Source organism: Acinetobacter seifertii (assembly GCF_016064815.1).
Taxonomy (GTDB): domain Bacteria; phylum Pseudomonadota; class Gammaproteobacteria; order Pseudomonadales; family Moraxellaceae; genus Acinetobacter; species Acinetobacter seifertii.
Window position 1 is genome coordinate 2,093,910 of the sequence record NZ_CP065820.1, and the last position, 14,950, is coordinate 2,108,859.

The window sequence follows — 14,950 nt, forward strand, 5'->3', positions numbered from 1 at the left end:
TATCTAATTCAGGGGAAGTAAGCCCAGCGATTTTGCTTTTTCAGTCAATCCGCTCATTTTCCATTGCTGATGTAAAACCCCTTGCCCGTATTCTCGGCTGCCACCGACTAGTTCAGCGAGCAGCTGAATTTGAGCACCTTCTTCAAGCAATAAAATAAATTCAGCAGTTTCCTGTAGTCCTTGGCGTCCCCATACAGTCGCTCCGCCATTGGCTTCCAAGATGGCCCGATGTTCAATATCAACTTTGAGTTGATCTAAAATAAAATCCACTTCAGTTTGACGGCGATCAATGTAAATCGGCAACTCTTTAAACAAATGAAAGCGTTGAACAGGCACATAACGAATCGGTAAAGTGCGATGGGTTTGAGCCCAAGCGCCTAAATTCGGCGCGTGTACATGAGATATTGTGGTGACATCTGCATGCTCTTTAAAAAGCTTGTTATAGCGGCCACCTGCACTTTTTCTTCCCAATAAAACTTCACCATCAATTGTCTCCACCAATACTTTGCTTTTTTTATCTTTAGACCACGGCCCTGCATAGTTAAAAGTGACTAAGGTATTTTCAGGTCCACGTTCAACAAAATTAACTGTTCCGTTTGCAGTAATTGTTCTTGTTTCACGGAATACTTCAAAAGCAAATTCAGCTTTTTCACGATTCAATTCGATAAAGTCATTGAGTTCACGAGACAATGGCGTTTGAATAAGTGTTGTCATGATCAAATCCTCTTTAAAATTTTTTATTTTGACGGCGTTTTAAAACTTCGAGTAAAGGACGATGATCAACCCATGTTTCAATATCGACATCGCGCTCTAAGAAGCCATGCAACCAAAGAAAATCTTTTTGTTGTTTTAATAGCTCTAAACGGTCTTCACTTAATGACGGATGTAAAGACTTATGAAAATTATTTCGATAGGCTGTTGCAACACTTTCTGCTCCTGCAATCGTTTCATCTTCTAAAATGACCAAGACCTCATCTAAATGATCTTGTGCCCAATCTGCGGTATCAAACAACTCTTCAAGAAAATCGACGACCACATCAAAATGATCTTCTAATAGGTCTTCATGGACTGTAATTGGACGAGGTGTACCGTTATTAACACGAGAAGTCACATCTTCAAATTTATCTAAATCAATCCCAACTTTTAGGCCACGTTTAGTTGCAGCTTCAACAGCAGAAGCTCCTTTTACATACACGGCATCAACTTCACCTGTAATTAATGCATCAAGACCTGACCAATACGTACTAGCATCACGATTCTCTTTAGATCCAGCACGTTCAGGTACTTCAATAAAATTCACATCACGAAAAGTGAGATTGGCAAGTTGTAAAGCGCCACGAATACCTTGCAATGACATGGCTCTAAAAATACTGCCAGCACGTTTGTCAGCATATTCTGGTAAAGCAACTTTCGCATTTTTTAAATGCTCTGGCTGGCTAATATCTGAATCAGGTCGCACAATAATGACTTGCCACTCATCAATCCAAGTCAATCCAATGAGTCGGCTTGGCGCGCCTTCAGAGCGTGCAGCTAACGCAGGTACATTTCCACCCTCTCGGAACAGAGCTGGCAATTGATGATCAAAATGATGGACCGATAAACCTTTACGCGCATCTTGCAAGACGGCAATATCAATGCCGTGTTTTTCAAACTTTTTAACTAAAGTACCGCGTTTTAATGAAATACCTGTTGCTGTGGGTACTGGACATCGAGTGACCCAAATTTCAGACAGGATGTTTTTTACAAATTCTTTAGAATTTTCTTTTTTATCTACTACAAGTGACATACGGATTCCTTAGGATAATTCCACTTTCATCACTTACATTGAGCAGCTTTTATGCCAATTTAATTTATTATTTATTTTCAATCATTTATGCGAATATGGCAGGATTGAAAATGTTTATATTTCATCATTTTTCAAGGCTAGTGTTGTTTTATCAACAATTAATTTAGACAAATATAACTTTCTATATATTTGTTATAACCACTTTTTAATTCAATGATTTTTTAAGGATGCCAGAACACTATCTTCAAGATATAAGTATCAGAAAGCTAAGGATTCAATGTGTATATATAAAAAAACATCAGTTATCTCATCTCACTAATATTATGGACTGAAAGCAATTCTACATAGGCTTCATTAAAAATATCCTTATATTAGTGCTCATTAAGGTAACAAGTTCAGTTAAAAAAAATTAACTTAACTTGTTACCTTATTACTTAAGTTATTGAATTTTATAAGACCAAAAAGGAACAAGTTGAGTTAAACATACGCCCACTCTGGCTTCTTGTTTGCTGACTATGTATTAGGCGCTTTTTTTATATTTACCCTTATGAATCATTAGATAATTCTTTTTTTGTTCAAAGTTAAGGATTAAAACAAATTCATACAAGTAGCTAGCAGTTGTCATAGCACAAGAATTAGCTTTTGGAGCCTTAAGTAGTTTCAAAGTTCAATTTTAAAACTATTAATTTATTCTAAATAATTTTTTCAATTATTTAACTATATTTTAAAATTTGGCTATTTTTATTAATTGAAAATTTGAAAGAGCTTTAAAGGTTTGTATTTTATATTATCAATTATTTTTGTGATTATTGAAAAATTATATTATATAAATTTCATTATTAATAAGAAATATACAAGAATAAGTTTAATCTATCGCTGAAAGGTCATGTTTTTATTAAAAGTATTTATTATCAGTAATTTAAATTTATATGGACTGCGATTCATTATTATTATAAAAGTGTGATTTTATTATCATTTTTATTAAATTAATTATAAAGTATTAACTATTTATATAAATAAAATAATTAATGAGATATAGATCACATGTTATTTATTTATTTTTTGTTAAAGCGAATTTTTATATTGTTTTTAAATAAAAATTATTGTATCTCTTATATTAACTATTTAATAAATAGGTATATATAAAATGAAAAATAATATATTTAAACTTATGGTTTTGGCGGTAATTTCCACTTCCCCACTATTTTGTTATGCAAATAACACAATAATGATTAAAGGAAATATTGTTGAAGACACTTGTTCTACAGTAAATGTTGAAAAAGCATGTGCTCAAATCAATACTCTGAATACGACTATCGATACTCAATATTTAAATAAAGACAATGTATTCAAATTGGCAAGTCATACTGAAAAAATGGATACGAGTATTGAAACAATAACCGCTAATAAAAAAGTAGTAGTTCTAAATTATCACTAAAATGATTAGTCCAGACTCATTTCTCTAGATAAAGTGCTAACATAGAAATTAAGGTGAATCGTTTATCATTTGATCAAAATAGTAAACAATTCGCCTTTTATCTTAAAAAATGATTAATTTCTCACAGTTTGTTGGGCAAAGAGATAAATTATCGTATATAATTGTTTTATTGATTTTTTTCAAATATCTATTATTTCTAGTACTTCTCTTATGTAATTTTTTTTATACATTAATTAATACACAATTCTTTTTTTAAAACAATTGATTAGATCGATAGAACTATGCTTAAGTTTAGCTCAAAACAGCATGTTATTTCTTATTATTTAAAAATAGTGTGATGAGGTTTGCATTTTGTTGAAAAAATGTTAGTATCGCCGCATTACTTTTCAAGATGCCAACCTCTGGAAAAGTAAGAGATTAAACTTTTATCCAGACTTTTTGAGAAAACACTATGAAAAAACTTGCTTTGATCGCTGCTCTTTCAGTTGTAGGGATTGCGAACGCTCAAGCGGCTGATGGTACAATTACAATTAATGGTTTAGTAACAGACAAAACTTGTGACATCGTTACACCTGCTGGTAAAGACTTCACAGTTACTCTTCCAACTGTTTCTAAACAAACTTTAGCTGCTGCTGGAAATGTTGCTGGTCGTACTCCTTTCCAAATCAAGTTAGCTAACTGTTCAGAAGGTAAAGTTGCAACTTATTTCGAACCAGGTGCAACTGTTGACTTTAATACTGGTCGTTTACTTAACCAAGACGCTACTGGTGCTAAAAACGTTAATGTTCAACTTTTAGGTAACAATAACCAAGTAATTCCAGTTCTTGCTGCTGGTGCAAATGGTGCTCAAGCGAACTCTCAATGGGTTGACGTTGCTGCAGCTGGTAGTGCAGATCTTAACTACTACGCTGAATACTATGCAACTGGCGCTTCTACTGCTGGTAAAGTGAACACTTCTGTTCAATACACAATTATCTATCAATAATTGATAGACAATAGGGTTTCTATATTTTTATAGAAGCCCTATTTTGTGTACGCTTTCCCGAACTTCCTTGGCTGAGAATCCAGAAATGAAATTGAACAGTTATAATTTTTTGTTAGGTTTGGCATTTGCTTCAGCGCTAGCCGCACCTGCCTCTCATGCAGAAATTGTAATTCATGGCACTCGTGTAATTTATCCATCAGATGCTCGTGAAGTGACGCTACAAGTTAGCAATAACGGTTCAAAACCAGCTCTTGTTCAAGCTTGGATTGATGAAGGCGACCCAAAAAGTACTCCGGATCAATCAAAAGTTCCTTTTATGATTGCTCCTCCAATTTCTCGTGTTGAAGCAACCAAAAGTCAGACTTTTCGTATTACTGCCCTACCTACTGCTTCTCAGTTAAATCAGAAGCAAGAAACAGTTTTATGGTTGAACGTTTTGGATATTCCACCAAGACCAACTTCCAAGGGTGCAGATACGACACCTGATAATTTTCTGCAATTAGCTATTCGCTCACGTATTAAATTCTTCTATCGTCCAGCTTCGATTAAAGATGACGCGAACTTAGCAGCAGATAAGCTTCAATGGGTTAAATCTGGTCAAAACTTAACGGTAAAAAATCCAACACCTTTTCATATCACAATGACTTCTATTTTTCAGAAAGTTGGTGATAAAAAAGTTGATTTATTACCTGAAGGGCTAATGGTTAAGCCTTTTTCTGATGCATCCGTTCAGCTTAAGAATGGCAATGTTCAGGATATGAGTTTTATTAATGTGAATGACTACGGTGGTCGAGTCGAACACACGATAAAACTTCAATAATCAGATTTATATTTTTAATAAATTTTAAGCACCTATTATGTGAGTAGGCGGACTTAGCTATGCCAAAAAAACGGCAAGAATCTTATAAATTATTAAAACGCCATATTTGTTATTACTTGGCTTCTGGCGTTGTTACAATGACAATGCCTGTATTCGTGCACGCTGAAGAAACAGCTGCGAGTGCTCCTGTCGAAGCTGAGTTTGATTCTGCTTTCTTAATTGGCGATGCCAAAAAAGTTGATATTTCTCGTTTTAAATACGGTAATCCTGTTTTACCAGGCGAATATAACGTTGACGTATATGTAAATGGTCAATGGTTTGGTAAACGTCGCATGGTGTTTAAAGCAGTAGATCCAACACAAAATGCTGTAACTTGCTTTACAGGAATGAATCTTCTTGAATACGGCGTAAAGCAAGAGGTTTTATCTAAGCATGCTCCGCTTCAAAAAGAAAATAATACGTGTTACAAAATCGAAGAATGGGTAGAAAACGCATTTTATGAGTTTGATAACTCTCGCTTACGTGTAGATATTTCAATTCCACAAGTCGCATTACAAAAAAATGCTCAAGGTTATGTTGACCCAAGTGTATGGGATCGTGGCATTAATGCAGGCTTTTTATCTTATAATGGTAGTGCTTATAAAACGTTTACTAATTCTAACGATAGAAGTGAAACGTCAAATGCATTTATGGGGATTACAGCCGGATTAAATTTAGCCGGCTGGCAATTACGTCATAATGGTCAGTGGCAATGGCAAGACACTCCTGCTGAAAATCAGTCTAAATCAAGTTACGAAGAAACCAGTACTTATTTACAGCGAGCATTCCCTAAATATCGCGGCGTTTTAACACTTGGTGATAGCTTTACCAACGGCGAAGTATTTGACTCTTATGGTTATCGTGGTATCGATTTTTCAAGTGATGACCGAATGCTACCGAACAGTATGTTGGGGTATGCTCCACGTATTCGTGGTAATGCGAAAACCAACGCAAAAGTTGAAGTTCGCCAACAAGGTCAACTAATTTATCAAACAACAGTAGCACCGGGTAACTTTGAAATTAACGACTTATACCCTACTGGTTTTGGTGGGGAAATTGAAGTTACTGTTATTGAAGCAAATGGTGAAATACAAAAATTTGCTGTGCCTTATGCATCTGTTGTACAGATGTTACGTCCCGGTGTGAACCGTTACTCATTAACAGTCGGTCAATTCCGTGATCGTGATATTGATCTTAATCCTTGGGTAGTTCAAGGTAAATATCAACAAGGTATTAACAACTACTTAACGGGTTATACTGGAATTCAAGCTTCTGAAAATTATACAGCCTTATTGTTAGGTGCTGCTTTTGCAACCCCTATTGGTGCTGTTGCATTTGACGTTACTCACTCTGAAGCGGACTTTGAAAAACAAGCTTCACAATCAGGTCAAAGTTTCCGTTTAAGTTATAGCAAGTTAATTTCTCCAACGAATACAAATTTAACACTTGCAGCTTATCGCTACTCAACAGAAAACTTCTATAAATTACGTGATGCCCTGCTTATTCGAGATTTAGAAGACAAAGGGATCAATACTTACGCTGCTGGTCGCCAACGTAGTGAATTCCAAATTACCTTAAACCAAGGTCTTCCTGAAGGTTGGGGTAACTTCTACATGGTAGGTTCATGGGTCGATTATTGGAACCGTAGTGAAACCACTAAACAATATCAAGTTGGTTATAGCAATAATTACCATGGTTTAACTTATGGTTTATCTGCGATTAACCGTCAAGTTGAATATGGTTCAAACACTCAATCACGTGATACTCAGTACTTGATGACACTATCTTTCCCAATGAACTTTAAAAAGAATTCAGTCAATGTCAACATTACTGCGTCTGAAGATAGTCGTACAGTGGGTGCAAGTGGTATGGTGGGTGATCGCTTTAGTTATGGTGCTTCTATGTCGCATCAAGACTATACAAATCCATCATTTAACGTAAATGGTCGTTATCGTACCAACTATACAACTGTTGGTGGTTCTTATAGCGTAGCTGACTCTTATCAGCAAGCGATGGTGAGCTTAAGCGGTAGTGTTGTTGCCCATTCAGAAGGTGTTTTGTTTGGCCCTGAACAAGGACAAACGATGGTACTTGTTCACGCACCTGAAGCAGCAGGAGCAAAAGTAAGCAATACAGTGGGTCTAAGTATTAACAAAGCGGGTTATGCAGTAGTCCCATATGTTACTCCTTACCGTCTTAATGACATTACGCTTGATCCTCAAGAAATGTCTAGCAAAGTAGAACTTGAAGAAACGAGTCAACGAATTGCACCGTTTGCTGGTGCAATTGCTAAAGTGGACTTTGCAACCAAAACTGGTTATGCAGTTTATATTAATAGTAAAACTGTAGATGGCAACAGCTTGCCGTTTGCAGCACAAGTCTTTAACCAAAAAGACGAAGCTGTAGGTATTGTTGCACAAGGTAGTATGATTTACTTACGTACCCCACAAGCTCAAGATCGCCTCTATGTAAAATGGGGTGATGAAAGCAATGAGCGTTGTTCGGTTGAGTACAATGTGAGTAACCAGTTGCAAAATAAGCAACAAAGCGTGGTAATGACTGAGGCTGTCTGCAAATGAAAAGAATATTATTAACGGGTGCTCTATTTACTGCCGGTCTTGGAGTGTATGGTGAAGCTAATGCATACTGTACACTTAGTTCTGGTTTTACAACTGTTGATATTTCAATGGCTGTTGGCCGAGTCGTAGTACGTCCAAGTGACGCGGTTGGCAAAGTTCTAACAAAAGCAACTTTTCCTATTAATCCAAATGGTTCAACATTACGTTGTACTTCATATAGCGATACCATTACAGCTGCCTTAACTCAAAATTATCCATTAAGTTCTCTAGGAAATAGTATTTATTCTACAAATATTCCTGGTATCGGTATCCGTTTATATCGTGAAGCTGAAAATGCTACTAACTTTTCTGGATACTATCCATATACCCGTAGTTTGACTCCTGGAACTACTTATAACCTTGCTCAAGGTTATTTTGTTGTTGAGATCGTAAAAACTGCTACTCAGACCGGTTCTGGTACTTTGGTTCCGGGTTTATATAGCCGTTATTATGTTAATGGCAATATGGATCGCCCATTTTTAACGAGTACTGTTTATGGTAATGCAATTACGATTGCTTCATCTTCATGTGAAATCCAAGGTAATATCAATAAGGTTGTACAGCTTCCTACAGTTACAAAGGCTGGTTTCAAAGGCGTTGGTTCAACTCAAGGTGAACAAACATTTGATATGAACATTCTATGTAATGGTGGTATTAACCCTACTGGCTATGAAGAGAAAAATCTTATTAGTTTGACTTACGATTTTACTCAAGATGGAACAAATAATCAGGTTTTAGCAAATACAGCTGCTGCTTCTGAAAAAGCAAATGGTGTAGGGGTACAATTACTGTGGAACTATCAAAATAAAAATCAAGTCATTAAAAAAGGCGATAAATTGGCCTTAGGTACTTTGACTTCTAACCAGACGCTTCAATATAACGTACCGATGACTGCTCGCTATTATCAAACATCAACAAATGTGACTGCTGGTAAAGTTCGTGCAATGGCAACTGTAACGATCGAATATGATTAATCATATTTGATCGCTCTTAAACAGAATAAAATTTTAAAATAAAAACTATAAAAAACTAACTATAGATTTTACTTCATCAAAACTTTCTAAATTTTATATTTATTAGGAATAATTATGAAAAAAATGAGTATATTGGGCATTAGTATAGTTATGTTCATATGGGCGGCAAAGTACGCTGATACTAGTTTGAGTTCAGATGATTTATCTATTACAGCACCAGCAAATAGTACAATAATGCCTCAAACATTTTTAGCTAATCAGAAAGAATTATCTAAGTTCTCCTTAACTGAAAAGGCACAGCCTGTTTATAGTAAAATCTGCCAATATAATTTTGATGCCGATCAAGAAGATTTTGATTTATGGAATATGCAAAATATAGAAGAGGATACTCCTATCAAAAAATTTCCATTGATCAAAGATCAAGAGTTTGGTTTTATCATTGATCCAATTCCTAAAGATCAATATCCCTATATAGAATATGTGGCCGAAAGTAAGAATAAGCTTAATTCAACAAATGATATAGGTGATTTTTTATTACCTACAAAAGGCATTATTGCATTAGAAATGGAACTTAAGGTTCCCGTAATAGAGTTAGATAAGTCCAACTATATATCAACTATTTTTATAACAGGTACTACAAACAATCAATACACAGTTCGATTACATTATGGTTTTAATTCAGGAGCTTATAGTACTGATTTTAAGAAAATTCCTCCCAATATAAATTACTCTTTAACTTATCGCCTTAGCAATCTGAATGGTCCTATTTATAGTTACTATGATTCTAGAAAACTATATTTAAATACTGATAATTATCAACGTCTAGGAATATACATTAATCAAACTACTAAGCAAGTAGGATTTATTTTAAATGGAGTTGATTTAGGTTATACGTCGAAGCTACCTGCTCCATTGGAAAATATTAGTTTCATGATAACTAATAGTGCTGGTGTTTTTTCAGAACACTTACTTGGTCATGAACTATCTAGTGAACTCATTACTGACCGTAATGCGCTACAGTTTAGCTATCCTCAAGGCACAACTGACATGTGTGGTAATGCCCTCTAAGATATAAAACTATAAGTTATAAAAAAGGGCTGAATCACAGCCCTTTTTCTTTTTTAAAAATGAATAACAGTACGAATTGATTTACCTTCATGCATTAAATCAAAAGCTTCGTTAATGTCTTGTAGAGGCATAGTATGAGTCACAAATGGTTCAAGTTGAATTTCACCTTTCATCGCATCTTCGACCATTTTAGGAAGTTGTGTACGGCCTTTCACACCACCAAAAGCAGTACCTAACCATTTACGGCCTGTCACTAACTGAAATGGGCGTGTCGAAATTTCTTGACCTGCACCCGCTACACCAATAATAACCGATTGTCCCCAACCACGATGTGCGCACTCTAGAGCCGAGCGCATAACATTGACGTTACCAATACATTCAAATGAATGATCTACACCCCAGCCCGTCATTTCTACAATCACTTGCTGAATAGGCTTATCGTAATCTTTTGGGTTTAAGAAATCTGTAGCACCAAACTGTTTAGCAAGTTCAAATTTATCTGGGTTTGTGTCAATTACAATAATACGTCCTGCTTTTGCCTGACGTGCACCTTGTACAACAGCTAGGCCAATACCACCTAAGCCAAATACTGCAACCGAGTCACCTTCTTGTACTTTTGCTGTGTTATGCACGGCGCCAATACCAGTCGTCACGCCGCATCCAAGTAAACAAACTTGCTCGTGATTCGCCTCAGGATTGATCTTAGCTAAAGATACTTCAGCAACTACTGTATATTCACTAAAAGTTGAACAACCCATGTAGTGGTAAATCGGCTCACCATTATATGAAAAACGTGTAGTTCCATCTGGCATTACACCTTTACCTTGTGTAGCACGTACAGCAACACATAGGTTTGTTTTTCCAGATTTACAGAATAAGCATTCTTTACATTCTGCAGTATAAAGAGGAATAACATGATCACCCGGCTGAACGCTTGTTACGCCCTCACCCACTTCAACTACGACACCTGCGCCTTCATGACCTAAAATCGCAGGGAAAACACCCTCAGGATCGTCACCAGATAGTGTAAAAGCATCGGTATGACATACCCCTGTATGGGTAATTTTTATGAGAACTTCACCTACTTGAGGTGGTGCAACATCAACTTCAACAATTTCTAAAGGTTTTCCTGGGGCAAAGGCGACAGCTGCACGAGATTTCATCTTTGGGGTTCCTTTAAATCATTCGGTATTTATAGTCGAGCAAAATAGATTATATATTGGTAATACAAGAGCTTAATTTTGCTTAAATTAAATTGGCTTTCATGACAATCCATCACAGCATAGCCAGTCAAGCACGTCTAGGCAAGCATGTTTTTCAAAAACAAGAAGCCTCTTATGTTAAGAGGCTTCTGATTAAATTGTTTATATATTAAACAGCTTATCTTTACTTATAGGTAAATATCTGGTGGATATGGTGTGTTATCACTAATAGGTGTATATAGCGTATTTTCAACAAAAAAGCCATTTGGAGCTTGAGTAGTATCAATCGTAATCGAGTCAAACATCACTTGCGGATATGCCCAGATAAACTGCTTCATCAGACCAAGCGATAAGTTGTTTTGCATATCTCCAAAAATCCGTTGCCAGATCGGTGTACGATATGGTTTGTTTTTATCGAATCCGTAGATATAAGCAATAGATGCATCTGGTACAAATCCTGATAAATAAGCCACTTTATTTACAGGGTAGCCTAAATCTTGAGTTGGTATTTGTGAAACAGCCTGATGAGCTAAATCTAGTTTCGCTTCTAAAAGCCAATCATAGGCTTCCGTCATGATGTAATCAAAATTTGGATAAGAATAGTATTCACTTGGATAGTTGATATAAGTTGCTAAGGTCTGTATTGGAGAACGGATAGATGGGAAAAAGATTAATGGACACACTTGAGCATTTGAATATTTTGCTTTAATCGCTGTTCGAATATCTTGGCATGTTTGTCCTAATTTATTTCGTAACCATGACTTAAACTCATCGTACGGCGTTCCAGTCTTATTCATTGCATCATAAATTGTCCCCAAGTCCGGCGCATATAAACCTGTATCTGCATTAAAAGCTAACTTAGTTGGATAGTCATAGACACATGGTAAGTTCGTATCCGTGTTGTACCACCACCAAGGCTCACCAATTTGCATGTTGACATCACACCCGCCCGTCACCAAGGTATCTGCAAACTCAATAAAAACTTTGTGTAAGTATGCCAAAGCATTTTGATCACATAAACTAAAGAAATAACTTGGAGGCTGGTAGCCTGTTTTACCCAAATTACTATTCCAGTCGCGCTGTGCCCAAAACTCATTTGCTCCTAAGGAGTACATTTCAAAACTTACCCCAAAAACGGGTTGCATATTTGCATTATGCAGAGCTTGAGCATATTTCTCATGCCATTTACGGGTACATGGGTTAACGACATCTTGTCCTGTAACGAGTGTGTCTGGAATCTGGAATCTATTAATATCACTTCTCCAGATCATTTCAGGATAATGTGACATACCACAGTAATGATTAATAAAACCGTGATATCCCAAAGCAGCCATGTTATCTACTATTCGCTGTGGATTCAGATCGTAATGGTCGTCATAGCTAGTACATAAGCCATAATTATGCTGAGGTACAATCACTCGGCTTAGATTTAACTGTGCATTTGTACCAGTAACGACTGAATTGGTAATACGAATATAACCATCTTCTGACTGACTCAAGGGCAAAGATGAGTGGGCGTTATAGCTACTCGTAAACGCTGAAAATGAAATTCGCTGAATATTTGTAATTGGAAAGCTGTCTGTAGCTGAGAAACCTGCTTTAACTGTATCCCAATTAATATGAATATGAGCAGATCTTGAAGATGGATTATTGGCGTAGTTGAACAGAACAATATACGCGATTTTATCTACCCCAGTGTCGTTATAGTAAACAGTTAGAGTTGGGGTTAATGACTCATTATTTAAAACAGGCATAGAGGATGACAGTTCAATGTCAAAGTCCCATATCACGCCTGAATAGCTATACTTGGTTTCATAAGCTAAAAGTTTATGATCCTTAGTGTCATACGAGTTCCAACTAATACCTGCTAAGTCTGTGGTCATACGTGAACGGAAAGTTGCCTCAAAACCATTGCCATAATTGGTAATAGCAAAAGACATACTTTGTGGGCCATCTATTGTCCAATAGCTTGGACTGAACCTGTCAATAAGTATATTTTGAGTAATGGGTTGAGGAGAAACCGTAGAATTATTTTGTACATTTTGTGAGTTATTTATCATGTCATAATGCTCTTAATGGCTTTAAGAAGTCTTATATTAAATAATTATTTTATTTATATTGTTTGGATAAGTAACAATTGAGTTTAATCTACGAAGAGTAGATAATTATTATCATTATTAAAATAATATGAACCTAACACATTATTTTAGTTCTAAAGTGGACTTTGCAATAAGGAGCAATGAATGCCAAATCCTTCTCGGTTAGGACACTTTAGAATAGTGTTACTTTTGACTCCAGCTTTATCATTATTAAGTGGTTGCAGTGATACAGCATTTCATAAAAATAATAAGCCCACAGTTATTTCTTCAAGTATTGCAAACTCTTATCCTGAGCCAGATGCATACTTGGGTGAAAAACTGCAACCAAATGAAAAGTTAGTGGCTCAGCAAATATCCACAGTTATTGAAGAATCTATCCGAAAAGAATACTCACCCGGCAAAGCCTTAAGAGATGCACATCCTAAAGCACATGGCTGTGTTCGTGCAGAGTTTCATGTACTTAAAAATATTCCAACTCAACTTGCAAAAGGTGTATTTGTTCCCGATAAAAGCTATGAGGCATGGATTCGCTTTTCAAATGCATCTAACGATGCTTCTCAAGCAGATATTGAAAAAGATGCCCGCGGCATGGCTATAAAAGTCTTAGGTGTACCGGGTGACAAAATTTTAGAGAGTGAAAAGGAAGCGACAACTCAAGATTTTATCATGATCAATCATCCAGTCTTTTTTGTAAATGACGGTCAAAGATATCTTTCATTTATTCATGATGTGAACAATAAGGGTTTCTTTAATAAACTCCACATTCCTTTTGCCCTAGGTTTTAAAGGAACAATCAATGCTTTAGGAGCTCGTAATTCTAAAATTTCCAATCCACTCTATGCACGTTACTGGTCTATGGTGCCCTATCAATTAGGATTAGGTAATGACCGTCAAGCTGTTAAATATTCAATAAGAAATTGCTCGGCGGTGTCCCCAGCTTTCCCTGATCATCCAAGCCATAATTTTTTAAGAGAAGCTTTAAAAGATACTTTGCAGAAGCAAGATGTTTGTATGGAATTTTTAATACAGCCAAGAACTTCAAATAAAATGCAAGTTGAAGATGCAATGTCTGAGTGGAAAGAAACCGACGCACCTTTTTACCAAGTTGCGACCCTTCATATACCAAAACAGAGCTTTGATACACCTGAACAAAATCAATTTTGTGAAAATCTCTCTTTTACGCCGTGGCATGCTTTACCTGAGCATAAGCCTTTAGGTGGAATAAATAGAATGCGTAAAATTATTTACGAAGATATAAGTAGAACTAGACATGAGATGAATTCTGCTCCACGTCAAGAACCGTGAAAAATTAGCTCAACTTAAAAAAATTTGAATAAAAAAACCGCCCCAGAAGGCGGTTGCTGAATTTTAACAGCGATACATAGAAGTGTGGTGGAAACACTTCTATATTCTTTAAATTATTTTCTTTCTTTTACCATTTTTTTAAAATCTTCCGATTTAAAGTACTTAATGATCAGTTCCCCATCATCATTTGTCTGTGCAGTTTCTGAAGAATTTTTATAGTGGTCAAACTCACTATTAAACTTAAAATCTGGGGGAATTAACTTTGAAATAGACGGAAGTCTAGTTTCTCCACCAGTAGTGATTCTTTCAATGAATCCTGCTAGCCATAAAATATACTCATCTTTATTTTTATAACTAGGCATCAAACTAATATCAATTTTAACGGCGCACTGATCTAGTGGTTTGGTTAGACACTCTTCAAAATCAATGAAGTTATATTTAAGCTTAAACTTGGTGTCTTTAATTTCTTTACGAATCACTGCTATTAAGTTGTTTAGTTGTTCGGTGGGAATATTTGAAAAAAGATCTTGATCTTTAAATCGTTTATAAACCTTTTCAGCAATCATCAAATATTGGGGCATGTCCTATCTCCTTTTTACCTTCCTTCTTGGTCGGT

The 14,950-nt window shown here is 35.8% G+C and carries 12 protein-coding genes; 7 read left to right on the plus strand and 5 right to left on the minus strand.

The window, feature by feature from the left end; all coding sequences use genetic code 11:
• Positions 1–3: 3 nt before the first annotated feature.
• The gene (locus I8T81_RS09685) at positions 4–714 is read right to left on the minus strand and encodes a class II aldolase/adducin family protein (RefSeq protein ID WP_198070995.1); all 711 of its coding nucleotides are present in this window, start codon (positions 712–714) and stop codon (positions 4–6) included.
• A 13-nt stretch (positions 715–727) separates the two neighbouring features.
• The gene (locus tag I8T81_RS09690; protein WP_198070996.1) at positions 728–1,786 is read right to left on the minus strand and encodes an ABC transporter substrate-binding protein; all 1,059 of its coding nucleotides are present in this window, start codon (positions 1,784–1,786) and stop codon (positions 728–730) included.
• Between the two features lie 1,147 nt (positions 1,787–2,933).
• On the opposite strand from I8T81_RS09690, the gene I8T81_RS09695 reads away from it, so the two are divergent.
• From I8T81_RS09695 to I8T81_RS09720, 6 genes are all read left to right on the plus strand, one after another.
• The gene (locus I8T81_RS09695; RefSeq protein ID WP_198070997.1) at positions 2,934–3,224 is read left to right on the plus strand and encodes a hypothetical protein; all 291 of its coding nucleotides are present in this window, start codon (positions 2,934–2,936) and stop codon (positions 3,222–3,224) included.
• A gap of 451 nt (positions 3,225–3,675) precedes the next feature.
• Positions 3,676–4,209: a fimbrial protein gene (locus I8T81_RS09700; RefSeq protein WP_004701628.1), complete on the plus strand. Its 534-nt coding sequence runs from the start codon at positions 3,676–3,678 to the stop codon at positions 4,207–4,209.
• 85 nt (positions 4,210–4,294) lie between these two features.
• Positions 4,295–5,029, plus strand: a complete 735-nt coding sequence (locus I8T81_RS09705) for a fimbrial biogenesis chaperone (protein ID WP_004701631.1) — start codon at positions 4,295–4,297, stop codon at positions 5,027–5,029.
• Between the two features lie 59 nt (positions 5,030–5,088).
• Entirely contained in the window at positions 5,089–7,647 is a 2,559-nt protein-coding gene (locus I8T81_RS09710) for a fimbria/pilus outer membrane usher protein (RefSeq protein WP_077169888.1), read from the plus strand.
• The gene (locus tag I8T81_RS09715; RefSeq protein ID WP_191029159.1) at positions 7,644–8,660 is read left to right on the plus strand and encodes a fimbrial protein; all 1,017 of its coding nucleotides are present in this window, start codon (positions 7,644–7,646) and stop codon (positions 8,658–8,660) included. The genes I8T81_RS09710 and I8T81_RS09715 overlap by 4 nt, the downstream gene beginning before the upstream one ends.
• Positions 8,661–8,774: 114 nt before the next feature.
• The gene (locus tag I8T81_RS09720; protein ID WP_198070998.1) at positions 8,775–9,728 is read left to right on the plus strand and encodes a DUF4882 family protein; all 954 of its coding nucleotides are present in this window, start codon (positions 8,775–8,777) and stop codon (positions 9,726–9,728) included.
• A gap of 53 nt (positions 9,729–9,781) precedes the next feature.
• Here the strand turns inward: I8T81_RS09720 and I8T81_RS09725 are convergent, their stop codons facing one another.
• Positions 9,782–10,891 carry an S-(hydroxymethyl)glutathione dehydrogenase/class III alcohol dehydrogenase gene (locus I8T81_RS09725; protein ID WP_198070999.1) on the minus strand — a complete coding sequence of 370 codons (1,110 nt, stop codon included), beginning with the start codon at positions 10,889–10,891 and terminating at the stop codon, positions 9,782–9,784.
• A 227-nt stretch (positions 10,892–11,118) separates the two neighbouring features.
• Positions 11,119–12,990, minus strand: a complete 1,872-nt coding sequence (locus I8T81_RS09730; protein ID WP_198071000.1) for a non-contractile tail sheath protein — start codon at positions 12,988–12,990, stop codon at positions 11,119–11,121.
• Positions 12,991–13,173: 183 nt separating this feature from the next.
• On the opposite strand from I8T81_RS09730, the gene I8T81_RS09735 reads away from it, so the two are divergent.
• On the plus strand, positions 13,174–14,334 hold the full coding sequence (locus tag I8T81_RS09735; protein WP_198071001.1) for a catalase family protein: 1,161 nt from the start codon (positions 13,174–13,176) through the stop codon (positions 14,332–14,334).
• Between the two features lie 113 nt (positions 14,335–14,447).
• Here the strand turns inward: I8T81_RS09735 and I8T81_RS09740 are convergent, their stop codons facing one another.
• A complete protein-coding gene (locus I8T81_RS09740; RefSeq protein ID WP_049065054.1) occupies positions 14,448–14,915 on the minus strand; it encodes a hypothetical protein in 468 nt (155 codons plus the stop codon).
• Between the last annotated feature and the right edge of the window lie 35 nt (positions 14,916–14,950).

Bases quoted from the DNA above. Each gene is read 5' to 3' on its own strand.
- I8T81_RS09695 (WP_198070997.1), top strand. From the start codon at position 2,934: ATGAAAAATAATATATTTAAACTTATGGTTTTGGCGGTAATTTCCACT.
- I8T81_RS09710 (WP_077169888.1), top strand. From the start codon at position 5,089: ATGCCAAAAAAACGGCAAGAATCTTATAAATTATTAAAACGCCATATT.
- I8T81_RS09685 (WP_198070995.1), bottom strand. From the start codon at position 714: ATGACAACACTTATTCAAACGCCATTGTCTCGTGAACTCAATGACTTT.
- I8T81_RS09740 (WP_049065054.1), bottom strand. From the start codon at position 14,915: ATGCCCCAATATTTGATGATTGCTGAAAAGGTTTATAAACGATTTAAA.
- I8T81_RS09690 (WP_198070996.1), bottom strand. From the start codon at position 1,786: ATGTCACTTGTAGTAGATAAAAAAGAAAATTCTAAAGAATTTGTAAAA.
- I8T81_RS09705 (WP_004701631.1), top strand. From the start codon at position 4,295: ATGAAATTGAACAGTTATAATTTTTTGTTAGGTTTGGCATTTGCTTCA.
- I8T81_RS09715 (WP_191029159.1), top strand. From the start codon at position 7,644: ATGAAAAGAATATTATTAACGGGTGCTCTATTTACTGCCGGTCTTGGA.
- I8T81_RS09735 (WP_198071001.1), top strand. From the start codon at position 13,174: ATGCCAAATCCTTCTCGGTTAGGACACTTTAGAATAGTGTTACTTTTG.
- I8T81_RS09725 (WP_198070999.1), bottom strand. From the start codon at position 10,891: ATGAAATCTCGTGCAGCTGTCGCCTTTGCCCCAGGAAAACCTTTAGAA.
- I8T81_RS09720 (WP_198070998.1), top strand. From the start codon at position 8,775: ATGAAAAAAATGAGTATATTGGGCATTAGTATAGTTATGTTCATATGG.
- I8T81_RS09730 (WP_198071000.1), bottom strand. From the start codon at position 12,990: ATGATAAATAACTCACAAAATGTACAAAATAATTCTACGGTTTCTCCT.
- I8T81_RS09700 (WP_004701628.1), top strand. From the start codon at position 3,676: ATGAAAAAACTTGCTTTGATCGCTGCTCTTTCAGTTGTAGGGATTGCG.